Annotated in this window: 19 protein-coding genes; 13 read left to right on the forward strand and 6 right to left on the reverse strand. The window is 70.4% G+C overall.

The window, feature by feature from the left end; translation table 11 throughout:
• Window positions 1-99: 99 nt before the first annotated feature.
• From ACZOOI_RS20840 to eccCa, 3 genes are all read right to left on the reverse strand, one after another.
• Window positions 100-1398, reverse strand: coding sequence for a S8 family serine peptidase (locus tag ACZOOI_RS20840; RefSeq protein WP_465277259.1), 1299 nt, complete (start codon window positions 1396-1398; stop codon window positions 100-102).
• A 1644-nt stretch (window positions 1399-3042) separates the two neighbouring features.
• Window positions 3043-3489 (reverse strand): hypothetical protein, encoded by a 447-nt coding sequence (locus tag ACZOOI_RS20845; RefSeq protein ID WP_391582766.1) that lies wholly within the window; start codon window positions 3487-3489, stop codon window positions 3043-3045.
• A gap of 224 nt (window positions 3490-3713) precedes the next feature.
• Window positions 3714-7664, reverse strand: a complete 3951-nt coding sequence (gene eccCa / locus ACZOOI_RS20850) for a type VII secretion protein EccCa (RefSeq protein WP_465277260.1) — start codon at window positions 7662-7664, stop codon at window positions 3714-3716.
• A gap of 277 nt (window positions 7665-7941) precedes the next feature.
• On the opposite strand from eccCa, the gene eccD reads away from it, so the two are divergent.
• From eccD to ACZOOI_RS20880, 6 genes are all read left to right on the forward strand, one after another.
• Window positions 7942-9342 carry a type VII secretion integral membrane protein EccD gene (eccD, locus tag ACZOOI_RS20855; protein WP_465277261.1) on the forward strand — a complete coding sequence of 467 codons (1401 nt, stop codon included), beginning with the start codon at window positions 7942-7944 and terminating at the stop codon, window positions 9340-9342.
• A gap of 144 nt (window positions 9343-9486) precedes the next feature.
• On the forward strand, window positions 9487-9774 hold the full coding sequence (gene rpsO / locus ACZOOI_RS20860) for a 30S ribosomal protein S15 (protein WP_020553079.1): 288 nt from the start codon (window positions 9487-9489) through the stop codon (window positions 9772-9774).
• A 321-nt stretch (window positions 9775-10095) separates the two neighbouring features.
• Entirely contained in the window at window positions 10096-12318 is a 2223-nt protein-coding gene (locus ACZOOI_RS20865) for a polyribonucleotide nucleotidyltransferase (RefSeq protein WP_391582763.1), read from the forward strand.
• Entirely contained in the window at window positions 12315-13676 is a 1362-nt protein-coding gene (locus ACZOOI_RS20870; protein WP_465277262.1) for a M16 family metallopeptidase, read from the forward strand. The genes ACZOOI_RS20865 and ACZOOI_RS20870 overlap by 4 nt, the downstream gene beginning before the upstream one ends.
• A gap of 51 nt (window positions 13677-13727) precedes the next feature.
• On the forward strand, window positions 13728-14480 hold the full coding sequence (gene dapB / locus ACZOOI_RS20875) for a 4-hydroxy-tetrahydrodipicolinate reductase (protein ID WP_465277263.1): 753 nt from the start codon (window positions 13728-13730) through the stop codon (window positions 14478-14480).
• Window positions 14481-14485: 5 nt separating this feature from the next.
• On the forward strand, window positions 14486-14971 hold the full coding sequence (locus tag ACZOOI_RS20880) for a hypothetical protein (RefSeq protein WP_465277264.1): 486 nt from the start codon (window positions 14486-14488) through the stop codon (window positions 14969-14971).
• Here the strand turns inward: ACZOOI_RS20880 and ACZOOI_RS20885 are convergent.
• Complete coding sequence (locus ACZOOI_RS20885; protein ID WP_391582759.1) at window positions 14968-15642, reverse strand: TetR/AcrR family transcriptional regulator; 675 nt, start codon at window positions 15640-15642, stop codon at window positions 14968-14970. The genes ACZOOI_RS20880 and ACZOOI_RS20885 overlap by 4 nt on opposite strands.
• 112 nt (window positions 15643-15754) lie before the next feature.
• Window positions 15755-16300, reverse strand: a complete 546-nt coding sequence (locus ACZOOI_RS20890) for a GNAT family N-acetyltransferase (RefSeq protein WP_465277265.1) — start codon at window positions 16298-16300, stop codon at window positions 15755-15757.
• A gap of 174 nt (window positions 16301-16474) precedes the next feature.
• Between ACZOOI_RS20890 and ACZOOI_RS20895 the strand changes: the two genes are divergently transcribed.
• The 7 genes from ACZOOI_RS20895 (at window position 16475) to ACZOOI_RS20925 (ending at window position 23706) form a co-directional block, all read left to right on the forward strand.
• Window positions 16475-17206 (forward strand): hypothetical protein, encoded by a 732-nt coding sequence (locus tag ACZOOI_RS20895; RefSeq protein WP_465277266.1) that lies wholly within the window; start codon window positions 16475-16477, stop codon window positions 17204-17206.
• A gap of 49 nt (window positions 17207-17255) precedes the next feature.
• Window positions 17256-17999 (forward strand): FAD-dependent thymidylate synthase, encoded by a 744-nt coding sequence (thyX, locus tag ACZOOI_RS20900; RefSeq protein ID WP_465277267.1) that lies wholly within the window; start codon window positions 17256-17258, stop codon window positions 17997-17999.
• 331 nt (window positions 18000-18330) lie between these two features.
• Window positions 18331-19230, forward strand: coding sequence for a 4-hydroxy-tetrahydrodipicolinate synthase (dapA, locus tag ACZOOI_RS20905; RefSeq protein ID WP_465277268.1), 900 nt, complete (start codon window positions 18331-18333; stop codon window positions 19228-19230).
• Window positions 19231-19355: 125 nt separating this feature from the next.
• Window positions 19356-21044, forward strand: coding sequence for a ribonuclease J (locus tag ACZOOI_RS20910; protein ID WP_391582754.1), 1689 nt, complete (start codon window positions 19356-19358; stop codon window positions 21042-21044).
• A 748-nt stretch (window positions 21045-21792) separates the two neighbouring features.
• Entirely contained in the window at window positions 21793-22065 is a 273-nt protein-coding gene (locus ACZOOI_RS20915; protein ID WP_465277269.1) for a peptidoglycan-binding domain-containing protein, read from the forward strand.
• A gap of 179 nt (window positions 22066-22244) precedes the next feature.
• Complete coding sequence (locus ACZOOI_RS20920; protein WP_465277270.1) at window positions 22245-23165, forward strand: type IV toxin-antitoxin system AbiEi family antitoxin domain-containing protein; 921 nt, start codon at window positions 22245-22247, stop codon at window positions 23163-23165.
• 19 nt (window positions 23166-23184) lie between these two features.
• Window positions 23185-23706 (forward strand): GNAT family N-acetyltransferase, encoded by a 522-nt coding sequence (locus tag ACZOOI_RS20925; RefSeq protein WP_465277271.1) that lies wholly within the window; start codon window positions 23185-23187, stop codon window positions 23704-23706.
• A 373-nt stretch (window positions 23707-24079) separates the two neighbouring features.
• Here ACZOOI_RS20925 and ACZOOI_RS20930 read toward each other — a convergent pair whose 3' ends face one another.
• Entirely contained in the window at window positions 24080-26602 is a 2523-nt protein-coding gene (locus ACZOOI_RS20930) for a SpoIIE family protein phosphatase (RefSeq protein ID WP_465277272.1), read from the reverse strand.
• Between the last annotated feature and the right edge of the window lie 260 nt (window positions 26603-26862).

Consider the following 26862-nt stretch of genomic DNA (forward strand, 5'->3'; position numbering starts at 1 on the left):
CGACGACCGCGCGGGGCCGGGGCCCCGCCCTCGGTTACCTAGCCCTGTCAACCGGCGGCCGATCGGAAATGGTCCGAGTCGGGATCAGGCTGCCGTTCGTCAGCGTCGGTCGTAGGGGCCTGCGCCGGGGTGGTAGGTCGGCGGTGCGGTGGGCCACGGAGGCACGACGGCGGCTTGTCGGCGGGCGAGTTCGCGGGCTCGGCGGCGGCGCATGGCGATGACGGCTGTGACCGCGACGAGAGCGGCTGCGGCGATGGTGCCGGCGAGGATCGGGACGAGGAGGCTGTCGCCGTCGTCGGACTTGGCGGTGGTGGCCGCGGGGGGAGTGGTGCCGCCTGGTGCGGCCGGCGCCGACGCGGCGGCCGAGGGCGACGTACTCGGCGCGGTGGCCGCGGGGGCCGGCTTGTCCCCGCGCACGCCGATCAACGGGTTGACGTCGGCGGGACCTGGCGTGTCGGTGGCGGCTAGGGCCTTACGGGGGCTGACGGCGCCGTAGCCGAAGGTGTCCGAAGGCACGGGCTCATTGGGCCGATTGGCGGTATCGAGCAGCCGCCGAATGACCTGGTTGGCGGTCCAGTCGGGATGCACGGACCAGACGAGCGCGGCGACGCCGGAGGTGAGGGCCGTGGCATCGCTGGAGCCGGTGCCGAGGCAGTAGCGGGTCGCAGTGACGCAGGCGCGTGGGATATCCACACCGGGGGCGGCCAGCCCGATCCAAGAGCCCCGCACGCTGTTGCCAGCCGGTCCACCTTCACGATCCACTGCGCTGACGGTCAATACACCTGCATAGGAGCCGGGATAGACCGGAACATCGTGACTCTCTTCGGGAGTATTGCCGCCTGAGCCAATCACCAGTTTGCCTTTGCTCAGGGCATACGCCACAGCATCGCTCAGCACCGAGAAATTGGTGGAGGTCCCCTGTGAGAGGTTGATGATCCGAGCCGAGGAGTCGGCCGCCAAGCGGATGCCCTCAGCCAATGAGATCGGGTCGTTCTTGCCGGTCGGGAGTGTCCGTGCGCGGAAGGGGAGAATTTTGGAGTCAGGCGCAACCCCGTAGACCCCCTGCCCGCCACCGGAACGGCCTTGTCCCGCAATGAGGCTGGCCATTCCTGTGCCGTGGCCGTCCTGATCGCCCGAGTTCCCCAAACCAGGCAAAATTTGTCCAGTCAGATCAGGATGGGTGGCGTCGACTCCAGTATCGACTACCGCGATGGTGACTCCTGATCCGCGGGCGGTTTTCCAGACCTCATCGATTTTCCAAATGTCCAGGTACCACTGTTGTGCTCGCACCGACTGGGCTCGCGCGGGTTCGGCAAGACGGATCGTGACGATGAGAATGACCAGCAGCAAACCGAGCGTGACGGACAGCCGGGAGGCTCGGGCGAGGCGTCCGCTCATGCGGAGGTGATGTCCTTCCTGAGGCGGTGATGGGACCTTGGTCATTCGATGACAGGAGGAACGACGCCGGGTCGTCGCGGACCATCCCAAACGTTGTCTTCGTCTTCCCTGGAAGGACTGCTGCGCCGTCGAACCTGCTCTGAGCGGCTGCCGCCGGTGAACGGCGTCCGCTGTCCTGGGGGTGTTGATGCACGACGTGTGTCTCCGGCGCCTTCCGGCCTCGGAGCGCCGGCCTCCGCAGGAAGCGCTTGTAGCCTTGGTGAGTTCCGACTTGATGCGGTCCCTGACACCCGTCCTACGGACCCACCCTGAGACGTGGCCAACCTACGATTCGACCCGCCGCGCCCCGGCGGGCTACCCACGGGAGCACTGACCCCGGCCGCGCCTGGCATGCCCGGAGCGCGCCCGACTGGACTTGTTCCAGGTGCGGTTCCCGGTCCGGGGGCGTATGGACCTTCGGGACGAGCGCTGAATCCTCCTCGCCCGCCGGGAGTGGCTCCGCTGCCACGAGGCGATGCCCCCGGCGGCGCTGTACCCGGTGTACTACCTGGGACACTGCCGCCTCCAATACGGGGGTTCACATTTCCGGAACCGCCTCCAGGACCAGGGCGCGAGGACGGGCCGGATACCTCGCCTGTTCGCCCGCCTGCTGCAATGGTCCCCGTAGCGGGATACGGGGGAATTCCGTTTGGGAGACCCCCGGGCGGGCTTCCACCCGGTGTAGATATCGGGCTTGGCCCTCCTCCTGAAACTTGCGGCGCCCAGGGAGTATCGAGTGTCGTTCCCGGGGCGGTTAGTGGCCCTGTGCCTTGCAGGTTGGTGCCCTGAGGAACGTAGGGAACTGGATCGGTGGTGCCCCCGGAGTCACCGGAAACGGCGCTTGGTGTGAACCCTTGCGGCGCGGTGTAGATGCCTGGACGCGGATTGCCTGTCTCGGAATGGGTGTTGGTTGAGTATCGACCGCTCCCGCCGGCACCCCCACCGCCGGCTCCCGGACCGCTTCTCCCTGGGGAACTTTCTCCGGGTGCATCCAGTGATGTAACAGCGTCGTTGTTGCCTACACCCGGAAACACCGGCACCGGGATTGCCTGGAGGTCCGTTGCCACCACGCGGTAGGTCGACGCCAGGGTGCGCATTCGCGTGATCGCCTCGCGGCGTGCTGCCTCCACCTGGCCCTGGGCGTCCGCGTGGGCCTTGACCGGGTCAACGCCGTCAGCGGGTGGTGGTGTGCCCGGAGGCACCACCGGGGCCGGCCCCTTCGCCTTGGCCAGGACGGTGGGGTCGACCCGGGGCATGCCCAGCTTGGCTACGAAGATCTGCTCGCCGACGTGGTTGATGTGGCTGCCGGCGGCACTGGCGTAGTCGCCGAGGCCGTTGGTGGCCATGACCAGTTGCCCGGCGAGCTGTTGGAAGGCGTCCGCGCTCTCGCCCTGCCAACCGTCGCTCATGCTTCGGGCGATTCTCGCGAGGTTTTCCGCGGCGGTCGTGATCTTCTGTGCCGCGCCGGTGAGCTTTTGTCCGTATCCGGCGAGCGCCGAAGGGTTCGCCGTGGCGACCATGGCCTGCAACTGTTCGAGGGTGAAGCCCTCGAAGTCGGTCTCCGCCATCAGAATCTCCCCCTGGCCCTCGTGCTCCGCCCCAGCGTCATCCGAGATCGACCTTCCGGTTCGCGGGCGGTGCCTGCGGTACCCGAGGAGGTGAATCGACGACCGGAGGCTGCGAGCCGCCGTTGAGCACCTGCTGGATCTGCAGTGTGGCGCGGCGCTGTTCGTCGTCCGTCGCCACCACGTTGTTGCCGGTCGTCTTGATGTTCTGCTTCATCTTCGCGATCTGGCCGTGCAACGTGTTGATCAAGGTCTGCAGTCGGTCGGCCGTCTCCTTGAGCACCCCTCCGATCAACGGCGCCTCGGCGAACGACACTCCCAGGTCGCCCTCGCCGATCGTGTACTTCGTCGCGTTCGCCGGCGAGTCGGCACTGTCCACGAGATCGGCCAGTACTCCCTGCAACGCGCCCTGGAACGCCTCCAAAGCCTCCACGCTCAACCGGAAACCCGATCCGCCGCCCCCCGGCGCGGAATCCTGTCCTGCCATGACCACACTTCCCCCGAGCTTGTCGCCGCGATTCGCGACCCTCCCCGGCGCACGTGAAACACGCCTGCGTGCCACAGTGCCGCCCATTGATCCATGAATCATCAGCGGATCGCAAGAGGAGGCTGACGTTCCGTTATAACTATTCGGATGGTCGGGTCGGCGGAATCGACGCAAAGCGGGGCTCGACCGGAGTCGGTCGAGCCCCGCTTCGGCTGTGAGCGGCCTCAGTTCTCGGCGAGCCAGGCTGTCTGGATCAGTTCGACGCCGCGTCGGCGGGTGATGAACTGGCCGCGGCCCGGGGGGAGTTGGGCGGGCTTGACGTTGGCCATCAGGGCGCCCTCGTCGCGGTTGCCGGACAGGATCAGGCCGGACGTGCCCAGGTCGAGGAGCTTTTGCAGGACCGGCTCGTACAGTGCGCGGCCCGCGCCGCCGCTGCTGCGGGCGATGATCAGGTGCAGGCCGACGTCGCGGGCCAGCGGCAGGAACTCGGCGATGGTGCCGACCGGGTTGCCGCTCGACGATGCCACCAGGTCGTAGTCGTCGATCAGCAGGAACAGCTCGGGGCCGCTCCACCAGCTCCGGTTGCGCAGCTGGTCCTGGGTCACCTCCGGCCCGGGCAGGCGGCGTTCGATGCCGCCGCGGATCTCGCTCATGAACGAGGTCAGGGCCGGCGCCGCCGCCGCGTACTCCAGCAGGTGCGACTCCGGGACCACGTCCAAGAGCGTGCGCCGGTAGTCGGACACGATGATCCGGGCCTCGGCCGGCGTGTACCGCTCGGAGATGCCGCGCGCCAGCATGCGCAGGAAGTTGGTCTTGCCGGACTCGCTCTCGCCGAACAGCACGAAGTTCGTGTCGACGTTGAAGTCCAGGTACACCGGACTGAGCGTCGCCTCGTCCACGCCGATCGGGATCGCCCGACCGGGCACCTGCTCGGGCGTCGGCAACTGCTCGTAGGGCAGCAGCATCGGCAGCACCCGCACCGGGGGAGCGGGCGGCCCCGCCCACGCGGCCTTGATCGCGCCGACCATGGCCGCCATGCCCTCGCCCAGGTCCTCCGCCGAGGAGGATCCGTCGATCCGCGGCAGCGCGGCCAGGAAGTGCAGCTTGTCCGGGGACAGGCCGCGACCCGGCGCACCCGTGGGCACGTTCGCCGCGAGCCGCCGGTCCACCTCGGACTCCATCGTCTCGCCGAGCCGCAGCTCCAACCGGGTCTGGATCTGGTCCTTGAGCGCGGGCCGGATCTCCGGGTGTCGGGACGCGGTGAGCACCACGTGCACGCCGAAACCCAGACCGCGTGTGGCGATGTCGGTAACCTCGGCCTCCAGCGCGTCGAAGTCGTTCTTGAGGGTCAACCACCCGTCGACGAACAGGAAAACGTCGCCCCACGCCTCGTCCGGCAACGTCCCGGCGGCGCGGCGCCGACGGAACGTGTCGATCGAGTCGATGTTGTTGACCCGGAACATCTCCTCGCGTCGGTCCAGGACGCCCTTGACCTCGCTGACGATCCGGCGCACCCGCTCGGCGTCGAGCCGGCCCGCCACCCCGCCCACGTGCGGCAGATCGCTCAGCGCGACCATCCCACCGCCGCCGAAGTCCAGGACGTAGAACTGGACTTCGACCGGAGTGTGGGTCAGCGCGAAGGAGGTGATCATGGTGCGCAGCAGCGTGCTCTTGCCACTGCGCGGGCCACCCACGACGAGCGCGTGGCCGGCCGCGCCGGACAGGTCCGCGTACATCACGTCGCGGCGCTGCTCGAACGGCTTGTCCACCAGGCCCAGCGGCACCACCAGTCGCCCGTTCGCGCCCCAGTCGGGCGAGCACAGCCCGCGATCCGTGGTGACCCGCAGCGGTGGCAACATCTGGTCGACCGAGTTCGACTCGGCCAGCGGCGGCAGCCACACCTGGTGTGCGGGCGGACCCTGGTTGACCATCCGGCGCACGATCACGTCCAGCACGGTGTCCGCGAGCGCGCTGTCGATGTCCGGCTCGGGCTCGGGCTCCGGCGGCAGGTCCGGCTGCCGGTTCCACATGTTCGCGGCCGTCCACCGGCTGTCGAACAGCACCGGCATGGGCGCGCCCGACTGGTTGCGGCGGACCCGGTCGGAGGCCCGATAGGTGCCGGACACGTACGCGGCCTTGAACTGCACCATCGACTCGGTGTCGAACTTGAGGTATCCCGCGCCGGGGACCGACGGCAGGTGGTACGCGTCCGGCACGCCGATCGCCGCGCGCGACTCGGCGGCGGAGAACGTACGCAGACCGATCCGGTAGGACAAGTACGTGTCCAGACCGCGCAGTCGGCCCTCCTCCAGGCGCTGCGAAGCGAGCAGCAGGTGTACGCCCAGCGATCGGCCGATGCGGCCGATCTGGATGAACATGTCGATGAAGTCCGGCTTGGCGGTGAGCAGTTCGCTGAACTCGTCGATGATGATGACCAGCGAGGGCAGCGGTTCGAGCGCGGCGCCCGCGACCCGGGCCCGCTCGTAGTCGTGCATGTTGGCGTAGTTGCCCGCCGAACGCAGCAGCTCCTGCCGCCGGTTCAGCTCGCCCGTGATCGAGTCGCGCATGCGGTCGACCAGGGTCAGGTCGTCGGACAGGTTGGTGATCACCGCCGCGACGTGCGGCATGTCCGACATCCCGGAGAAGGTCGCGCCGCCCTTGAAGTCGGCGAGCACGAAGTTGAGGATCTCCGAACTGTGCGTGGTGGCCAGGCCCAGCACCAGCGTGCGCAGCAGCTCGGACTTGCCGGAACCGGTGGCGCCGACACACAGGCCGTGCGGGCCCATGCCCTCCATCGCCGCTTCCTTGATGTCCAGCATGATCGGCTCGCCGTTCTGGCCGATCCCGATCGGCACCCGCAGCCGGTCGTTCGGCGGCCGGGGCCGCCAGGTCTGCGACACGTCCACCTGCGCGGCGTCACCGATACCCATCAGGTCGGTGAAGTCCAGGTTGGCCAGCAGCGGCTCGTCGTCGTCGTTCGCCGACAACCGCAGCGGGGCCAACCTCCGGGCCAGCGCCTCCGCGTCGCCCGCCGACAGGAAGTCGGGCAACCCCTCGTACGCGCCCGCCGTCGACTCCAGCGTCAGCCGGTCCTCCTCGGCGATGATCGCCAGGCCGCCGCGCAGTTCGTCCAGCGGACCGGGCACCACCTCGACGATGGTCACCCCCTGCAGCCCGTCCGCCCCCGCGAGCAGCGAGTTCGCGGGCACCCCGCCGCCGTCCAGGACCACCACCAGGTGCGGCTGGTCCAGTACGGGCTGCGCACCGGCCGCGAAGCGCGAGCGCCCGGCCAGGTCATCGGCCAGCCACTCCTCGATCTCGCCGAGGTCGCCCGCGATCATCCGGACCGAACCCGCGCCGTCCGACAGGGACGGGTGCTGCACGTGCGGCAGCCACTTCAGCCAGTCCCAACGCGGCAGCGAGTTCGCGTCCGTGGCCACCACGATGCGCACGTCGTCCGGCGAGTGCAGCACCGCGAGTTGGCCCAGCATCGCCCGGGTCAGCCCGTACACCCGCTCCGGGTCGCCGGAGACGGTCAGGTGATAGAAGGAGCGCAGCGACACCGCCATCGGCAGGTCGTCCAGCGTCGCCTGGGTGCGCAGGAAGCGCCGCATCGCGTCCGCACACAGCGGCTCCAACTCGTCCAGCGGCGCGGTGCTCGGCGCCACCAGCGGGGTGGACAACTGCTGCTGGCCCACGCCGACCCGGACCTGTCCGAAGTCGGGGTCACCGGCCCGGCGTTCCCAGATCCGCCGCTCGCCCGCCGCCACCGACCACAGCTGCGCGGGGTCCGGGTGCGTCCACAACTGCGCGTCGCGCTGCCTGCGGGCGGTCCGGCGGACCTCCTTGCGCTGCTGGGCGAGGTACTTGAGGTAGTCGCGTCGGGCGTCGAGCATCTGGACCCGGTTGCCACCGCGCGACTTGATGATGTTCGCGACCACCATGACCAGCGACGAGATCATCATCATGCCGCCCATGACCATCATCATCTTCGGCGCACCGGGCATGAAGAAGAAGCCGGCCGAGCCGAGCATGCCCATCATCGGGAGCACGCTCATGATCCAGTTCTGGTCTGTGGGGCGCTCCAGTTCGGGCGGTGCCTGGAGCTGGATCTCCTCCGCCGGCACAGGAGAGGGCAGCACCCTGGGCGGGCGCTTGACGATGACCACGGTCAAGGTGAATCAGCCTCATCCGTCGCGAGGATCCTTGGACACGGATCGAGCCCGCCGCAGAGCACGGAAAAGGAGCAGGTGATGTGAGTCAACCCACCCCGTCAGGGTCGTCTCCATGCACACGTGAGCCGGTTGAGCAGTTCGTGTGTGCGCCGCATACTACTGGCCGACCCCCTCGGCGCCAGTGGCGAGCCGTGACGCGGCGTATAGAGTGCGTCGTCATCCCGGCCCCTCGGGGCCGCCGGACACGGGGCAGCGACAAGCAGGGGGATCTGCACAGGTGAACTCCACGACCACGACGGTCACCACCGGGTTCGCCCGGATCACCGTCATCGCGCCGGATTGCCGCGTCGATCTCGCGCTGCCGGAAGAGGTCCCGCTCGCGGAGCTGTACCCGGAGATACTCCGGCTGTCCGGGCAGACCCAGCGCAACGGCTCGGTGACCGGCTTCCAGCTCACCCGCCTCGACGGCGAGCCCCTGGACAGCGCGCTCACCCTGGCCGGGCAGAACGTGCGCGACGGCGAACTGCTGCGCTTCACCGCACTGGCGGACGCGCCGCCGCCGCCGGTCTACGACGACGTGGCCGACTCGGTGGCCACCTCGGTCGCCGGCGACAACCGGCTGTGGACGCCGGAGATGTTGCGGGTCGCCGGCCTGTCCGGTGCGGCCGCCTTCTTCACCCTCGGCGCCATCGTGCTCTGGCGGATGACCCCCCTGCCGCACGGCCTGCCCGCCATCGTCGGCGGCTCGCTGGCCCTGGTGCTCACCGTGGTCGCCGGCGTGCGCTCGCGGGTGTACGGGGACCACGTCGGCGGCGCCGTGCTCGGCCTCGGCGCACTGCCGAACGCGTTCCTGGCCGGCCTGGGCGCGATCGAGCCGCCGGCGCGCGAGGGCCCCGGCCGGGTCCAGTTCCTGTCCGCCTGCGTCGCGGTCCTGGTGGTCTCCACGCTGATCGCCGCGCTGCTGCCGGAACGCGGCGCCGTCTACATCGCGGGCGCGGGCGCCGGCGCGCTGGGCACACTGGCCACCTTCGGCATGATCACCTTCGAGAGCGCCCCGCGCGAGGCGGCGGCCGTCGCCGGCACCGTCGCGCTCGCGATGATCGCCTTCCTGCCCTCCTGGGCGGCCCGCCTCGCCCGCCTGCCGATCGGCTTCCTGCCCTCGGACGCACCCACCGCCCGGCAGAGCGACACCCTCGACCACGCCGACGTCGCCGCGCGCGCCCGCAACGGGCACGAGCTGCTCAGCGGCCTCACCGGCGCATGTGCCGCCGTGATCGTCGCCTCGTGCGTCGTGCTGGGCAACGTCGACACCATGTGGACCCGGGTCCTGACCGCCGTACTGGCGCTGGTCACCCTCGGCCGCGCCCGCCTGTTCCGGCACACCACGCAGGTCACCGTGCTGTACACGGCCGGCCTGCTCGGCCTCGCGATGCTCTTCGTCGGCCTGACCCTGGACACCGGATTCCTGGACAAGGAGCGCCAGGGCTGGATCTTCGCCCTGATCTGCGCGGTCGGCGCGCTGCTCGCGATCGTCGCGACCACCGTGCCCACGCGCGGACTGTCCCCGTTCTGGGGGCGGGCGATGGACGTGCTCGAAGGCATGCTGATGGTGTCCGTCGTTCCGCTGTGCGTGGCGGTGCTGGATCTGTACGACAAGCTGCGGAACATCACAGCCTGATGCGCTCCTGCTAGGGTTGTCCGTATCCCGGAGCCGCGTGCCCGGGATGCGCGCTGCCCACGGGCCGCGCGCCCGCACCATGTGAGCCCAGTCGCCTCCGTGAGTCAGACCGGGGGCGCTCACCACCTTGCAGAGGGAGAACACGTGTCGCTCGACACCGCAACGAAGAAGCAGATCATGGCCGACTACGCCACCAAGGAAGGCGACACCGGCTCCCCCGAGGTGCAGGTCGCGATCCTGAGCTACCGCATCAACGAGCTCACCGCCCACCTCAAGGAGCACAAGCACGACCACCACAGCCGCCGGGGCCTGCTGCTCCTGGTCGGCCAGCGTCGTCGCCTGCTCGGCTACCTGGCCAAGAAGGACATCGAGCGTTACCGCACGCTGACGGACCGCCTGAGCATCCGCCGCAGCGGCGTCGGCATCCGCTAGTAACGCACGACGGGGGAGCGGCTTTCGCGAGCCGCTCCTTCGCCGTATCCGGACGCGGTCTTTGTAGGCTGTGTTCCGCGCGCGGGTATGCCGCGCTGAGATAGAACAAGACAATACGAAATCGTCCGTGCGCATTCGGCACGGGCGAGACGAACAAAGACTGGGAGCGCCGCGTCGCGACCAAGGCGCCGACCTACAGCGCCGGTCCTCGGTAGTGGCCCCCGGGTAACGCACCCGGGTGCTTCGATCGAAGACCGGCTCGGTCGGCCCTCAGGCGTCATGCGCCGCGGACCTCCCTCGAAACGAACGAGGAGGGCACCCGTGGAGGGTCCCGACATCAGCTTCGCCGAAGCAGTCATCGAGAACGGCACGTTCGGCAACCGCACCATCCGCTTCGAGACCGGCCGGCTGGCCCGGCAGGCCGCCGGCTCCGCCGTGGTCTACCTGGACGACGACACCATGGTGCTCTCGGCCACGACCGCCTCGAAGCGCCCGAAGGACCAGCTCGACTTCTTCCCGCTGACGGTGGACGTCGAGGAGCGCATGTACGCCGCGGGCAAGATCCCCGGCTCGTTCTTCCGTCGTGAGGGCCGCCCGTCCGAGGACGCCGTCCTCACCTGCCGCCTGATCGACCGTCCGCTGCGCCCGTCCTTCAAGAAGGGCCTGCGCAACGAGATCCAGATCGTCGAGACGATCATGGCGCTCAACCCGGACCACCTGTACGACGTCGTCGCGATCAACGCGGCCTCGATGTCCACCCAGCTCGCGGGTCTGCCGTTCTCCGGCCCGATCGGTGGCGTCCGGGTGGCGCTCATCGACGGCACCTGGGTCGGCTTCCCCACGCACACCGAGCTCGAGCGCGCCGTGTTCGACATGGTCGTCGCGGGCCGCGTGCTCGAGGACGGCGACGTGGCGATCATGATGGTCGAGGCCGAGGCCACGACCGGCACGATCGAGCTGGTCAAGGGCGGCGCGGACGCGCCGACCGAGGAGGTCGTCGCGGACGGCCTCGAGGCGTCCAAGAAGTTCATCAAGGCGCTGTGCGCCGCGCAGGTCCAGGTCGCCGAGAAGGCCGCCAAGGAGACCGGCGAGTTCCCGGTCTACCTGGACTACCAGGACGATGTCTTCGAGGCGCTGGCCGCCGCGGTGACCGACGAGCTGTCGGCCGCGCTGACCATCGCGGGCAAGCAGGCCCGCGAGAGCGAGCTCGACCGCGTCAAGGACCTCGCCGCGGAGAAGCTGCTCCCGGCGTTCGAGGGTCGCGAGAAGGAGATCGGCGGCGCGTTCCGCGCGCTCACCAAGAAGCTCGTGCGTCAGCGCGTGCTGCGCGACAAGGTGCGCATCGACGGTCGCGGCCTGACCGACATCCGCACCCTGTCGGCCGAGGTCGAGGTCATCCCGCGCGTGCACGGCTCGGCCCTGTTCGAGCGCGGCGAGACCCAGATCCTGGGCGTCACCACGCTGAACATGCTGCGCATGGAGCAGATGCTCGACACGCTCTCGCCCGAGACGCGCAAGCGCTACATGCACAACTACAACTTCCCGCCGTACTCGGTCGGCGAGACCGGCCGGGTGGGCTCGCCCAAGCGCCGCGAGATCGGCCACGGCGCGCTCGCCGAGCGCGCGATCCTCCCGGTCCTGCCGGCCCGCGAGGACTTCCCGTACGCGATCCGTCAGGTGTCCGAGGCGCTCGGCTCCAACGGCTCGACCTCGATGGGCTCGGTCTGCGCGTCCACGATGTCGCTGCTCAACGCCGGTGTGCCGCTCCGGGCGCCGGTCGCGGGCATCGCGATGGGCCTGATCTCGGACGAGGTCGACGGCAAGACCGAGTACGTGTGCCTGACCGACATCCTCGGTGCCGAGGACGCGTACGGCGACATGGACTTCAAGGTCGCCGGCACCAAGGAGTTCGTCACCGCGCTCCAGCTCGACACCAAGCTCGACGGCATCCCGGCGTCGGTGCTCGCCGGTGCGCTCAAGCAGGCCAAGGACGCCCGCCTGCACATCCTCGACGTGATGATGGAAGCCATCGACACGCCGGACGAGATGTCGCAGTTCGCGCCGCGCATCATCACCGTCAAGATCCCGGTGGACAAGATCGGCGAGGTCATCGGCCCGAAGGGCAAGATGATCAACCAGATCCAGGACGACACCGGTGCCGAGATCACCATCGAGGACGATGGCACGATCTACATCGGTGCCTCGGACGGCACCTCGGCCGAGGCCGCGCGGGCGACGATCAACGCGATCGCCAACCCGACGATGCCCGAGGTCGGCGAGCGGTACCTGGGTACGGTTGTCAAGACCACCACGTTCGGCGCGTTCGTGTCGCTGATGCCCGGCAAGGACGGCCTGCTGCACATCTCGCAGCTGCGCAAGATCGCCGGCGGCAAGCGGGTCGAGAACGTCGACGACGTGATCAAGGTCGGCGACAAGGTGCAGGTCGAGATCGCCGAGATCGACCAGCGCGGCAAGCTGTCGCTCGTCCCGGTCATCGAGGGCGAAGACAATGCCGAGGCCTCCGAGGATGCTGCCGCCAAGTGACGTCCTCCTCGTCGAAGAACCAGGTCGCTGCGTCCGCGCAGCGGCCTGGTTCCACGAAGACCCTGCTGCGTGACGCGGACGGCATCGGTGCCGTCCGCCGCACCGTCCTGCCCGGCGGCCTCCGGGTGATCACCGAGAACATGCCGTCCGTGCGCTCCGCCACGTTCGGCATCTGGGTCGGGGTCGGCTCGCGGGACGAGACCCCCGCCCTGGCCGGCACCTCGCACTACCTCGAACACCTGCTGTTCAAAGGCACCGAGAAGCGCGATGCGCTGGAGATCTCGGCCGAACTGGACGCGGTCGGTGGTGAGATGAACGCGTTCACCACCAAGGAGTACACGTGCTACTACGCACGCGTGCTCGACACCGATCTCCCGCTCGCGATCGACGTGATCTGCGACATGGTCACCGGCTCGCTGATCGACGCCGAGGACGTGGACGCCGAACGCGGCGTGATCCTCGAGGAGATCGCGATGAACGAGGACGAGCCCGGCGACCTCGTGCACGAACTCTTCTACGACGCGATGCTCGGCGACGCACCGCTGGGTCGCCCGGTGCTGGGCACGGTCGAGTCGATCAACGCGCTCACCCGGACCCAGATCAGCGGCTACTACAAGCGTCGCTACAAGGCACCGAACATGGTGGTGACCGCGGCGGGCAACATCGACCACGCCAAGGTGGTCCGCCTGGTCAAGAAGGCGTTCGCGCACGTGCGCGTCGACGAGGCGGCGGTGCCCGCCGCGCCGCGTGCCGGCGGCCGCGGGGTGCGTGCGACCGGCAGCGTACAGCTGTTGAACCGACCGACCGAGCAGGCCCATCTGGTGCTGGGCATGCCGGGATTGGCTCGGGACGACGACCGGCGATTCGCGCTCAGCGTGCTCAACACCGCGCTCGGCGGCGGGATGAGTTCGCGGCTGTTCCAGGAGATCCGGGAGAAGCGCGGCCTGGCCTACTCGGTCTACTCCTTCCACTCGGGCTACGCCGACCTGGGCGTGTTCGGCATCTACGCCGGTTGCCAGCCCAAGAAGGCCCGCCAGGTGATCGAGATCTGCCGGACCGAGTTGGACCGGGTGGTCCGCGAGGGCCTGCCGCAGGACGAGATAGATCGGGCCATCGGGCAACTGCGCGGCTCGACCGTGCTGGGCCTGGAGGACACCGGGTCCCGGATGAGCCGGATCGGCAAGAGCGAACTCGTCTACGGCGAACACCTGTCCGTCGACGAGGTACTCGCCCGGATCGCCGCGGTCACCGCCGCCGAGATCCACGACGTGGCGAAGCACCTGTTCGCCGCGCGGCCCACCCTGGCCGTGGTCGGGCCGTTCGCCGACGACGCGGACTTCGTCGCCGCGTCGGCCTGATCGCGGTGCGATCGAAGTCGAAACCGTTCTGACTGGAGAGTGCACGACATCATGACTGCAATCCGGGTGGGTGTGATCGGTGCGGCCGGCCGCATGGGTTCCGAGGCGTGCCGGGCGGTCGAGGGCGCGGCCGACCTCGAACTGGTGGCGCGGATCGACGAAGGCGACGACCTCGCGGAGCTCGCGAAGGCGGGCGCGCAGGTCGCCGTCGACTTCACCCACCCGGGTGTGGTCATGGGCAACCTCGAATATTGCGCCGGCGCCGGCATCCACGCGGTGGTGGGCACCAGCGGGTTCACTCCCGAGCGCCTGGCGCAACTGCGCGAGTGGCTGGCGAAGAGCCCCGAAACCGGCATCCTGATCGCGCCCAACTTCGGCATCGGCGCGGTGCTGATGATGCAGTTCGCGGCCAAGGCGGCCCGGTTCTACGAGTCGGTCGAGATCGTCGAACTGCACCACCCGAACAAGCTGGACGCGCCCAGCGGCACCGCCCGCCGGACCGCCGAGCTGGTCGCCGAGGCACGCGAGCGGGCGGGCCTGGCGGACATGCCGGACGCGACGGTGGACGACCCGGACGGCGCCCGCGGCGGCAGGGTCGAAGGCGTCCCGGTGCACGCGGTGCGGCTGCGCGGTCTGGTCGCCCACCAGGAGGTCCTGCTCGGCGACGAGGGCGAGATGTTGACCATCCGGCACGACTCCTTCCAGCGCACGTCGTTCATGCCGGGCGTGCTGCTCGGGGTGCGTCGTGTGGTCTCCGCGCCCGGCCTGACCGTGGGCCTGGAACACTTCCTCGATCTGGACTGACCATCGTGAGACAACGTGTCACCGCGCTCGTGCTGATCGCGGTTCTCGTGTTCTACGTGTTCCTCGTCGGGAGTCGCGGCCTGATCGCGATTCGCGACGGGGAGCCGGTCACCATCGTGCTGGGTCTGGGCATCCTGCTCGTGCCGGTCGTCGGCGCCTGGTACATCTGGCGCGAGGTGCGCTTCGGCTTCGCGATGCAGCGCCTGGCCCGCGAGCTGGAGGCCGAGGGCGGCCTGCCGGCGGACGAGTTGGACCGCACGCCGGGCGGCCGGGTCGACCGGGACAGCGCGGACGCCGTGTTCGAACGCCGCAAGGCGGAGGTCGAGGCGGCCCCCGAGGACTGGCGGGTCTGGTACCGGCTGGCCGTCGCGTACGGCGACGCGCGGGACAACGCGCGCGGGCGCCGGGCCATGCTCACCGCGATCCGCCTGCACACGCGCGGGACGTCCGCGACCCCGGCCGGGACCCGCCCCGGGCCGGACACGGCCTAACCGGCCCGGGCCGGCCTGCCCGTCGGCGGCTCCAACGCGGCCAGCACCTGGGCCGACACCGGCGCGGCCAGGATGCCGACGACGGCGTCCACCAGGTCCGCCACGAAGGCAGCCGGCGGCAGCACGTCGTGCGCCTGCCCCTCATACACCCGCTGTTCGCGGTCGGCCGTGGCGTGCACCGCCAGGCTCCCGCCCAGCCGCAGTCGGTTGCGCCGCACCGGGGTCGGCAGATGGCCCAGCGCGCGGTCGATCAACCGGCCGAACTCCGGCGAGCTGCCCTCCAGGCCCATGGCCGGCAGCGCGTACGTGCTCGCGCCCATGTGTTGGTGCACTCGGGCCAGGAAGCGCAGATAGAAACTGCCGCCGACGTCGATCTGTTCGGCCAGCGGTCGCACCATGGCCTCGGCCAGTGCCCGGGGCTCCCGGTCCGCTCCGGTGCTCACCGACTCGCGGACCAGGATCTCGCGGCGGGAGTTGATCGTCACGAGCCGGAATCCGAAGATCGCCCGGATCAACTCCTCTTTGTTGCCGAAATGGTATTGCGCGGCCGAATTGTTGCGCTGACTCGCCGCGACACTGATCTGTCGCAGCGAGACCGCGTCGATTCCGTGCACGGCGAAGAGCCGCTCGGCGGTGAGCAGAAGGCGCTCGCGGGTCGGAGTTCGGCTCACGGCGCCCACGTTAAGACGGCTGACTTACCTTGTTCAATGGCACATCGGTGTGGTGTTCACCGTGTTCGTCCGCCGGCTCACGACACACCGGGAGTGGCCCGCCGATCCCGGCTCACTCCTCGGCGGCCACCGACGTGTGCAATCGCACCTGTCGGATCACCGACCTGCCCGCCTCGTCCACCCACAGTTCGCGCGTCGCGCCGTCGGGCGCCCACCCGGTGCCGACCAGGAAGTCGTACAGCGGCTTGTCGCTCTCCAGAACCCAGGTCACCAGCATTTGTACGCCGTCCGTCGCGGCGTCCGCGACAACCGCCGTCAACAGCCGGGACGCGTGGCCCTGGCGCTGATGTGGCGGGTCGACCACCAGGATCGCCAACTCGCCGGCGACGGCCGGGTCGAGATCCTCGTCCGCGCCGGGCACCAGGGCCGCGAAGCCGGCCACGGTCGGGCCCGCACAGGCCACCAGCAGGCGGTGGCGGGGAGACGGTGGCGAGATCGCCGCGTCCTCCCACTCGGCGGCCAGAGCCTGCGGCGTCGCCGCCTCCAGGGCGGTGGCCGGCAACACCCCGGTGTAGGCGTCGTGCCAGGCCCGGGCATGTGCGGCGCCCAACGCGGCACCGTCGCCGGCGTGGGCCGGGCGTACGTACGGATCGGTCATGTGGCGCCCCCATCGTCGAGTTCGGCCGATTCTCGCGTGCCCGGGCGGCCCGTGTCCGCCGCTCGCCGAACGCGCACACGCGTGGGCGACACGCGGGACAGGCGCTGCCGACCTCGCGCGCGGCGTGCGACGCTGTCCGCCAGGGATTGGTGGGCGCGGCAGCGGAGGATGGTCATGGGGGTCCGGATCCGACGAATCGCCCCGGCGTGTGCGGTGGTCGTGCTGCTCGCGAGCGGCTGCATGGTCGGTCCGACGATCGAGGACGAGAAGCCGAAGGCGGCTCCCGCGGGCGCCACCGGCAATCCGCCGGATCTGCCGGACAAGAACCCGACGGGCGGTACGGCGCCGGGCGCGCCGCCCTCCGGTGCGGCGGTCCCACCCGGCCAGGTCCCGGCGAAGCAGGGCTCGCACACGTACTCCAACGGGCTGACGGTGGCCACGCTGCCGCTCGCGGTGACCCGTACGGCGAGCGTGCCGAACGAGAGGCGTGAGACGGTCGACGTCGCGGTCCCGATCCGGTACACCAACCGCACCGGCTCCAATCTGGCGGCCGACCTGTTCGGCGTGACGCTGTACGCCGGGCCGGACAGTCTGCCGTGCGGGCCCGCGCGGACCGGACCCGTGCGCAGCGGCCCGGACCAGGCGGTCCGCAACGCCGACACGGTGTTCACCTACAACTTCGCGGTGCCCCGCGAGTTGATCGGCAAGCTGGTGATCCAGGTGCAGCCGTACATGTCCCGCCTGGACAAGGCCTCCTTCGAGACGTCCGTGGCGCTGCCCGCGGGCACCGCCACGCGGCCTGCCGAGGGCCCGGCGACCCAGCCCGGCACGGTGGTGGTGCCGCGCTCCACGCCGACGGCGAGCGGTTCGGCCACGGCGTCGAGCGATGTCGGCGGGCGTGGTTAGGCTTGAGCGCCCGTCTCACCCCGACCTCATCGACGAGGAGCAACTCCGCGTGACCGAAACACCCCAGGAGAATCCGTCCGCCATCCGCTTCCGCAGCGACGTCACGGTCGAGCTGATCAAGCACAGCGCCGCCGACCAGGACGTGTTGTGGGCGGCTCGGGTCTCCACGGCGGGGGAGAAGTCCCTCGACGAGCTGGAAAAGGACGCCTCGCGGTCCAAGGGTCTGATCAACTTCCTGATGCGGGACAAGCACGGCAGCCCCTTCGAGCACAACTCGATGACGTTCTTCGTGAGCGCGCCGATCTTCGTCTTCCGCGAGTTCCACCGGCACCGCGTCGGCTGGTCGTACAACGAGGAAAGCGGCCGCTACCGCGAGCTGCAGCCGGTGTTCTACGTGCCCGCCGAGGACCGCAAGCTGGTCCAGCAGGGCAAGCCCGGCGCGTACGTCTTCGTCGACGGCACCCCCGAGCAGTACAAGACGGTGGACAGCGCGACGCGCGAGTCCTACGAGGCCGCGTACGCGGGCTACCAGCGCATGCTGGAGGCGGGCGTCGCGCGCGAGGTGGCGCGCACCACGCTGCCGGTGGGCCTCTACTCGTCGATGTACGCGACCTGCAACGCGCGTTCGCTGATGCACTTCCTGGGGCTGCGCACCAAGCGCGAGGACGCCACCTTCCCGTCCTTCCCGCAGCGCGAGATCGAGATGGTCGCGGAGCGGATGGAGGCCGCATGGGCAGAGCTCATGCCGCTCACGTACGCGGCGTTCAACGCGAACGGGCGAGTCGCGCCGTAGGTGTTGAGCCGTCCGAGTGGTCAAATCGGCACATAGGGTGACATTGGAAATTTTTCGTCCGAATCCCTAAGGTTTCGCCCTCGATGGTCGATACTGAAAGAGATCAGACGCTGCTCGAACCCCCGAGCGGGCAGCGTCTGGTCCTTTCTTTTGGCGGCGGCATGCCGACGCGCGGCCGATGGCCGACCGGGGGCCGGGCCGCCGGGCCGCCGGGTGCGGGCCGTCGGAGGCCCGGAGGAATTCCCGCGAAGTCGCGGCCGGCTTCGCGGTCGAAGTCTCATAGGGCGGGTGCTACCCGCAGGTCAGGTGTGCGCCCGGTACGGTTTGGGCCATGGCTCCGACGTCTACCCCCCAGACCCCCTTCGGCCGGGTCCTCACCGCGATGGTGACCCCCTTCACGGCCGACGGTGCGCTCGACCTTCCCGGCGCCCAGCGCCTGGCCTCCCATCTTGTCGACGCCGGCAACGACGGACTCGTCGTCAACGGCACCACCGGCGAGTCGCCCACCACGAGCGACGCGGAGAAAGAGCGACTGGTCCGGGCGGTGCTGGAGGCCGTGGGCGATCGCGCGTTCGTGGTCGCGGGAGTCGGCACCAACGACACCCGACACTCGGTCGAGTTGGCCCGGCAGGCACAGGCCGCCGGCGCCCACGGCCTGCTGGTGGTCACCCCGTACTACAGCAAGCCCCCGCAGGAGGGCCTGTACCGACACTTCACCACCGTCGCCGACGCCACCGAGCTGCCGGTGATGCTGTACGACATCCCCGGTCGCAGCGCCGTGCCGGTCGAGACCGAGACCCTGGTCCGGCTCGCCGAGCACCCCAGGATCGTCGCGAACAAGGACGCCAAGGGCGACCTCGGGTCCGCGAGCTGGGTCATGGCGCGCACCGACATGGTGTACTACAGCGGTGAGGACATGCTGAACCTGCCGCTCCTGTCCATCGGCGCGGTCGGTGTGGTGAGCGTGGTCGGGCACCTCGTGTCGGCGGAGCTCCGCGCGATGATCGACGCCTACGTGGGCGGCGACGTCGCCAAGGCACGCGAGATCCACCAGCGTCTTCTTCCGGTGTACACCGGCATTTTTCGTACCCAGGGCGTGATCCTCACCAAGGCCGCTCTGGGATTGCAGGGCCTGCCCGCCGGGCCGCTGCGGCTGCCGCTGATCGAGGCCACGAAGGCCCAGATCGCGCAGCTGAGGCAGGATCTCTCGGCGGGTGGGGTAGAGCTGTAAACAGGAATATCTGTAAGTAGTGCCCCGGGCGGGTACCACATCCGCCCGGGCCGAACACGAGCTTTTGCGCGTCCCCGTGCGACCGTCCAGGACGGCCGGGCGGCGGCACGTGGCGAGGAGAGAACTTGAGCCATCCCCATCCCGAATTCGGCCCGCCGCCGGTGCTGCCCAAGGGCGGCCTTCGGATCACCCCGCTCGGTGGTCTCGGCGAGATCGGCCGAAACATGACCGTCTTCGAGTTCGACGGCCGGCTGCTGATCGTCGACTGCGGGGTGCTGTTCCCCGAGGAGGAGCAGCCCGGAGTCGACCTCATCCTGCCGGACTTCAGCTCGATTCGGGATCGCCTCGACGACATCGAGGCGATCATCCTGACGCACGGGCACGAGGACCACATCGGTGCGGTCCCGTATCTGCTCCGCGAGAAGGCCGACATTCCGCTGATCGGGTCGAAGCTGACCCTCGCGTTCATCGAGGCCAAGCTCACCGAGCACCGCATCCGGCCGTACACGCTGGAGGTCAAGGAAGGCGACATCGAGCGGCTCGGTCCGTTCGAGTGCGAGTTCATCTCGGTGAACCACTCGATCCCGGACGCGCTCGCGCTGGCCATCCGCACCGAGGCCGGCACCGTCGTGCACACCGGCGACTTCAAGATGGACCAGTTGCCGCTGGACAACCGGCTGACCGACCTGCCGGCGTTCGCGCGACTGGGCACCGAGGGTATCGACCTGCTGCTCGTGGACTCCACGAACGCCGAGGTGCCCGGCTTCATCCCGGCCGAGCGGGACATCGCCGGGGTACTGGACCGGGTCTTCGCGGACGCCGACCAGCGGATCATCGTGGCCAGCTTCGCCAGCCACGTGCACCGCATCCAGCAGGTGCTGGACACCGCGTACGCCTACGAGCGCAAGGTCGCCTTCGTCGGCCGCTCGATGGTGCGCAACATGAAGATCGCCGGGGACCTGGGCTATCTGAAGATTCCGGCCGGGCTGGTCGTGGACGTCAAGACGCTCGACGACCTGCCGCCGGACGAGGTCGTGCTCGTGTGCACCGGCTCGCAGGGCGAGCCGATGGCGGCGCTGTCGCGGATGGCCAACCGCTCGCACCAGCAGATCCGGATCGTCGAGGGCGACACCGTGGTGCTCGCGTCCTCGCTGATCCCGGGCAACGAGACCTCGGTCTACCGGGTGATCAACGGGCTGACCCGCTGGGGCGCCAAGGTCGTGCACAAGGGCAACGCCAAGGTGCACGTCTCCGGCCACGCCTCGGCCGGTGAGCTGTTGTACTTCTTCAACCTCACCCGGCCGCGCAACCTGATGCCGGTGCACGGCGAATGGCGCCATCTGCGCGCCGCCGCCGACCTGGGCATCAAGACCGGGGTGCGCAAGGACCGGGTGGTGCTCGCGGAGGACGGCCTCACCGTCGACCTGGTCAACGGGGTGGCCAAGATCACCGGAAAGGTGCAGGCCGGATACGTCTACGTGGACGGTTTGTCCGTGGGCGACGTGACCGAGTCCTCGCTCAAGGACCGCCGGATTCTGGGCGAGGAGGGCTTCGTGTCCGTGTTCCTCGCCGTGGACTCGTCCTCCGGCAAGGTGGTCGGCGGGCCGACCATCACGGCCCGTGGATCGGGCATCGACGACGCCCGGTTCGACGCGGTGGTCCCCAAGATCGAGGAGATGCTGCAGAAGGCGGCCGCCGACGGTGTGGCGGAGCCGTATCAGTTGCAGCAGCAGGTGCGCCGGATCGTGGGCAAGTGGGTGTCCGACACCTATCGACGCCGGCCGATGATTCTGCCGGTGGTTGTGGAGGTCTGACACCTCGCGACGACTTGCGCCGGGCCCGCTACGAATGCTTCGTAGCGGGCCCGGCGCTTTTTGTTCCGGTGTGGGTTTGTCTCGGCGTGGTTTTGCTTCGAGGGCGGCTTGCGTCGGTGTCGGGTTGCCTCGGCGTTGGGTTGCCTCGGTGTGGTTTGTGGTCGGGAGCGGCGGTGTGTTCTCGACCGATTGTGCGAGGTGGATCGGGCTCGGAGTGGGGGTTGGGCGCGCGGAATTCGGTGGGGGATGCCGGGGTCGGCGCGCGGTGGGCGGCGGGGACGGGGCGGGTGCGGTTCGGGTGGGGCGCGGTCCGGGTGGAGCAGAGGGCGGCGGGTGGGAATCCGGGCTGTTTCGGGCGATTTCGCGGTGCGGAAATCGGGTTTTCGTACCTCTCGGTGGCAGGGTCGCCGGCTCCTAACGTCGGTCGTGTTCGGAGGGCACTCGGCCCTTCGGGCGCTGGACAGGTCGACACGGTCGACAGGATCGGCAGTCGGGAGCAGAGATGGATGCGGGACTGAACACGGGACCGGACGGGGTACGGCGGGATCGGAGCTGCGGGGGGCCGCGACGGGGTGCGCCGCCGCCGACCCCGCCGATTCCGACGCCTCGGCCGCCCGCGGCCCGGCCCGGGCAGTGGCGTCGGGGGCGGGTTGCGGCGATCGCGCTGACCTCGTGTGCGGCGCTGGGGCTGGGCACGGGGATGACGGCCCCCGGGTCGCCGGCGGCGGCCGCCTCACGCTGCGATCACGTGGCCAAGGACAACCGGCCGGAGCTGCGTGAGGGGGATCGGGACGACGCGGTCGCCCAGGTGCAGTGCCTGGTCGAGACGAGGTCCGGTGCCCCCGGGGAGTTGCCGGAGAACGGCGTGTTCGACGCGGCCACCGCGGACGGGGTCCGGTGGGTGCAGAAGTGCAACGGCCTCGAACCGTCGGGGGTCACGGACGCGGCCACCTGGAAGGTGCTCTATCGCGCGAAGAAGGGATGTGGGAAGAAGGCGGAACAGGCGGTCGACCCCGGCTGAGCACAGCGGGTGAGGCCGGGCGGTGGGAGGAAGGGCGTCGGCGGGTCGGCCGGGGACCGGATCGTGGGGGCGGTTCGGGCCACGCGTTGTACACAGGCCGGGTGTGATGGTCACACCCATCCCGGGGGCTGTGGACGACGGGCGGCACGCGCGGAGGGGACGCGCGCACACTGACCCGCATGACGCCGACCGACCTTTCCGCCCTGTTGTCCCGGCCCTTCACCCTCGCCGTCGCCGCCCGTCACGGGGTCGGCCGGTCGGTCGTCCGACGCCTGGTGCGGGACGGCGACGTGCGTCGGGTCATACACGGGGTCTACGTCGGTGCGCACGTCGTGGACACGCCGGCGGTGCGGGCCCGGGCCGCGGTCATGGTGCTGCCCCGCGGGGCCGTGGTCTGTGGGCGCACCGCGGCGCGGTTGCACGGCGTGCGCGTGCCGGCGGATCCCCGGGACGGGGCTCGGCGCACGGCACCGGTCGAGGTGGCCGTGCCGGTGGGGGCGGTGTTGCCCCGCCGGCACGGCTGCCGGGCCCGGGTCATGGCGCTGGCGCCGGGGGAGGTGGTGTGGCCGGGTGGGATCCCGGTCACCTCGCCGATCCGGACGGCGGCCGATCTGGTTCGGACCTCGGATCTGGACACCGGCGTGGTGGTGCTGGACGGCTTCCTGCGGGCCGGCCTGGTGTCGGCCGGCGAGTGGGCCGGGTTGGTGGAGCGCTATGCCCGGCATCCCGGGCGGCACCGGCTCGCCGAGGCGGTGCGGCTCGCCGACGGGCGCAGCGCGAGCGAGGACGAGACCCGACTGCGGTTGGCGCTGCTCGGCGCCGGGCTGCCGGCGGCCGAGGTCGGGTGGGAGATCCGCTCGGCGTTCGGCCGGGTCCTGCACCGCTTCGCGTTGGCCTGGCCGGGACTGCGGGTCGGGGTGGAGCTGACGGCGGACCGGCAGTGGGTTCGGGCGCGGGCGCGGAGCATCGGCGGGCAGGGCTGGTGGGTGCTGGACTGCCCGACGGTCCAGGCGCGCGAGGATGCACCGGCCACGGTCGCCCGGATCGGCTCCGAGCTGCGGCTGCGCGAGCGTCGATACGTCGGCGACATCGCCGCGTGAGGGCCGGCATGCTGCCGCGATGGACGTGAACGAGAAGGCGTGGGTGCGCAGCGAGCGCCTCGACCTGATCCCGGTCGAGGTCGGGCACGCCGAGGAGATGGTCGAGGTGCTGGGTGATCCGGCGCTGTACACCTTCATCGGTGGCGAGCCGGAGGACTTGGCGGCGCTGCGGGCTCGCTACACGCGCTGGGCGAAGGGGTCACCGGATCCGGAGGTGACCTGGTTGAACCGGGTGATCCGACTGCGTGCGCAGGAGCGGTTGGTGGGCACGGTGCAGGCCACGGTCGGTCCCGGCCCGGTCGCCGAGGTGGCGTGGGTCGTGGGCGGCGCGTGGCAGGGCCGGGGCATCGCCAAGGAGGCGGCGATCGAGTGGGTGGCGTGGTTGCGCGCACACGGCGTCGAGGAGATCCGCGCGAACATCCACCCGGACAACCTCGCCTCCGCAGCCGTCGCGAAGGCCGCGGGCCTGCACTCGACGCCGATCCGGCAGGACGACGAACAGCGCTGGTCGACAGCGCTGCCCGAGACACCGGCCACCTGAGCCCGAGCACCAACGGCGCACCACCGACCCGGGCGAACTCGGGGGCGCCGGGGGCGGGATGAAGCGAGCTGCCGGCCGTCGACGGCCCGGGACGGTGGGGTGGCGGGTCCGGCAGCTCCTGGGGCCGAGCGGCCCAAGAGCTGCCGGGTTTGCGTCGGTCCCGATTCGGGCGTGGGGGCGTCGGGGCGGCGTCGGATGAAGAGAGTCGCCGGCCGTTGAGGACCACCCCGGTCGGCGGTCCGGCGGGTCCGGCGGGTGCTCGGGCGCGGGTGGTCCCGGGCCGGAAGGCCGCGGGGGCGGGCGGCCCGGGACGGGGCCGGGCGGTTGCCGGGGCGCTCGATCCCGGGTCGCCCGGTTGGCGGGTCGGCTTTGGTCAGTCCTCGCCGGAGACGCGCATGACCAGGATGGCCATGTCGTCGCGGGCCTGCTCCTCGGCGAACTGTTCGACCGCGCGGTGGATGCGGGTCGCGACCGCGCCCGCGGTTAGGCCCGTGCAGCCGGAGAGCACGTCGGCCAGTCCGTCGTCGCCGAGCATGCGGGTGCCCTCGCGGCGTTCGGTGACCCCGTCGGTGACGCAGACCAGGACGTCGCCCGGGTCCAGGTCCACCGTCTCCAGGACCAGGTCGACCTCGTCCAGCACGCCCAGCAGCGGCTGCGGCGTGGCCACCGAGGTGACCGTGCCGTCCGGGCGCAGCCGCAGCGGCAGTGGGTGTCCGGCGGAGACCAGGCTGAGCCGTATGCCGCCGCCCTCGCGGTGGGTGATGTGGCCGTGCAGCAGGGTGAGGAACCGGCTGCGCGGCCCCTCCTCCAGGATCGCGGTGTTCAGCCGTTGCAGGACGGCCGGTACCGACAACCCCTCGCGGGTCAGCAGCCGCAGGGCCTGCCGGGCCAGTCCGGTGACCGCGGCGGCCTCGGGACCGGTGCCGCACACGTCACCGATCGCGAAGCCCCACTTGTCGTCGCCGATGGTGAACAGGTCGTAGAAGTCGCCGCCGACCTCGTTGCCCTCGCCGGAGGCCTGGTAGACCACCTCGACGTCGACGCCCGGAACCTTGGGCAGCTCGGGCGGCAGCAGGCTGCGCTGGAGGGCCTGGCTGGTCGAGTTGCGCTCGGAGTACAGCCGGGCGTTGTCCATCGCCAGCGCGGCGCGGCGGGACAGGTCCTCGGCCAGTTCCAGGGTGTCCCGGCGGAAGCGGTCGCCGGCCAGGATGCCGAAGGTCAGCATGCCGATACCCCGGCCGCGGGCGACCAGCGGCAGGGTGACCGCCTCGCCGGTGACCAGGTCGGTGTGCCCGCGAACGACCTCCGGGTCCAGGTGCCGCAGGCCCAGCCACCGACGCGCGCCGGGGGTGGGCTGGGCGCGCGGCGGCTCGGCCCGGTCCAGCAGCTCGCGCAGGTCGTCGATCCGCATCTCGTCGGCGTGCCAGACCACACTCAGCACCGGCGCGTGCGACTCGCCGGTGTGCACCGCGCACCACGTGCCGAGCCGGGGCACCACGATCTGGGCGATCATCGCCAGCGTCATTTCCGGGTCGAGGGTCCCGGCGAGCAGGTCGGATGCCTCGGCGAGGAAGGACAGCGAGCCCCGGCGGACCCGTTCCAGCTCGGACAGGCGCGCGCTCTCCACGGTCAACGAGACCCGGTCGGCGGCGCGCTGGAGTCGGGCCGCGTCGTCGTTGTCGAAGCGCGCGGCGGATTCGGAGGCGACGCCGAGCGTGCCGGTCAGCCGCCCCTCGACCTTGAGCGGGACGGTCACCGCCGAGCGCATCCGGGTGCCCTGCAGGATCGGCACCGCGTCGGGGCCGGCCTCCAGGTCCTCGTGCACCGCCGGCATCCGGGCCGAGCCGTAGCGACCCACCGAGGTCTCCACCGGCACCCGGGACAACCGGTGCGCGGCGCCGGCCAGACCGGTGGTGGCGCGCACCTCCATCTCGCTCTCGTCGTCGGTGGCCAGCAGGACGAACGCGGCGTCCGCGTCGAGCAGGTCGCGGGCACGCTCGACCGCGCGCTGCAACAGGTCCTCCAGGCCCAGCCGGCTCAGCCCGTCGATGCCGTCCCACTCGTTGTTCACGGGCACCGCGGCGCCGGTCCTGGCGCGGGCCGCGTCCCGGTTCTCCAGCACGGCGCGGGCCTGGGCGGGCACCAGCAGCGCGACCAGGGCCGGATCGCCGCCCGCGTCGCGCAGCCGTACGTGCGAGGCGAAGACCCGGGAGGCGATGCCGTCGGCGGCGCGGATGTCGTAACCGCCCTGCCAGCGGGACAGCTCCAGCATCTCGTCCAGGGTCAGCTCGGTGCCGGGCGTCTGCGGCCACGCGACCAGGTCGTTCAGCGACATGCCGACCGCCTCGTGGTCGCTCAGGCCGAACAGCCGGGCCGCCTCGGGGCTCCAGTGCGTCACCTTGCGCGAGGCGTCCGCATGCAGCACGGCGACGCTGACCGGCACCGAGGCGTCGGGCAGCGCGTTGGCCGGCAGCAGTGGTCCCGCCGAGAAGGTCGCCGAGACCGGGTCGGGCAGTTCCAGCCGGAACCACACCCGCTTGACGTTCTTGGCGTACTCCACGCCCCACGCGGAGGCCAGCGACGCGGACAGGAACAGGCCGCGCCCGCTCTCGTCGCCGTCGTCGAACCCGGTCACGGGCTCGGGCAGCTCGCGGCTGGGGTAGTGGTCGGTGACCTCGATCTGCACGCCGCCGTCGTAGCGCACACAGGAGACCTCGGCCGAGGTGCCGGCGTGCACGATCGCATTGGTGACCAGCTCGCTGGTCAGCAACACGGCGTCGTCCACGACGTCCCCGGCGTCCCAGTCGCCGAGCGTCTTGCGGACGAACGAGCGCGCGGCCGCCACGGACCTGCCCTCGGGTGCGAAGGCAGCGCTCATCCGGGCAGTGATGAGCATGCTCGTTCCCTGATCCATACACTCCCGCATCTGCGACGAACGGCGGCTGCGGTGACGAATCCGGCTCCACAGTCCGGCAGATTCGCACCCTATCGGTTTCGGACGATCGGGCGGACCCCTTCCAAACAGTGACGGATCCGTCACGATTCCGACAGAAGTTCCGGCCGAGCGGGCCTTTCGAGCCCACACTTTCCGGATGACAAGCACCATCCTCCCGGACCGCCTCTGCTCTCAACCCTGTGAGTGAAAGACTGTCGATG

This window comes from Embleya sp. L77, from assembly GCF_055557415.1.

Coding starts and splice junctions, on each gene's coding strand:
- ACZOOI_RS20840 (WP_465277259.1), bottom strand. CDS start 1,398: ATGAGCGGACGCCTCGCCCGAGCCTCCCGGCTGTCCGTCACGCTCGGT.
- ACZOOI_RS20845 (WP_391582766.1), bottom strand. CDS start 3,489: ATGGCAGGACAGGATTCCGCGCCGGGGGGCGGCGGATCGGGTTTCCGG.
- dapB (WP_465277263.1), top strand. CDS start 13,728: ATGACTGCAATCCGGGTGGGTGTGATCGGTGCGGCCGGCCGCATGGGT.
- ACZOOI_RS20890 (WP_465277265.1), bottom strand. CDS start 16,300: ATGACCGATCCGTACGTACGCCCGGCCCACGCCGGCGACGGTGCCGCG.
- ACZOOI_RS20895 (WP_465277266.1), top strand. CDS start 16,475: ATGGGGGTCCGGATCCGACGAATCGCCCCGGCGTGTGCGGTGGTCGTG.
- dapA (WP_465277268.1), top strand. CDS start 18,331: ATGGCTCCGACGTCTACCCCCCAGACCCCCTTCGGCCGGGTCCTCACC.
- ACZOOI_RS20920 (WP_465277270.1), top strand. CDS start 22,245: ATGACGCCGACCGACCTTTCCGCCCTGTTGTCCCGGCCCTTCACCCTC.
- ACZOOI_RS20925 (WP_465277271.1), top strand. CDS start 23,185: ATGGACGTGAACGAGAAGGCGTGGGTGCGCAGCGAGCGCCTCGACCTG.
- ACZOOI_RS20930 (WP_465277272.1), bottom strand. CDS start 26,602: ATGCTCATCACTGCCCGGATGAGCGCTGCCTTCGCACCCGAGGGCAGG.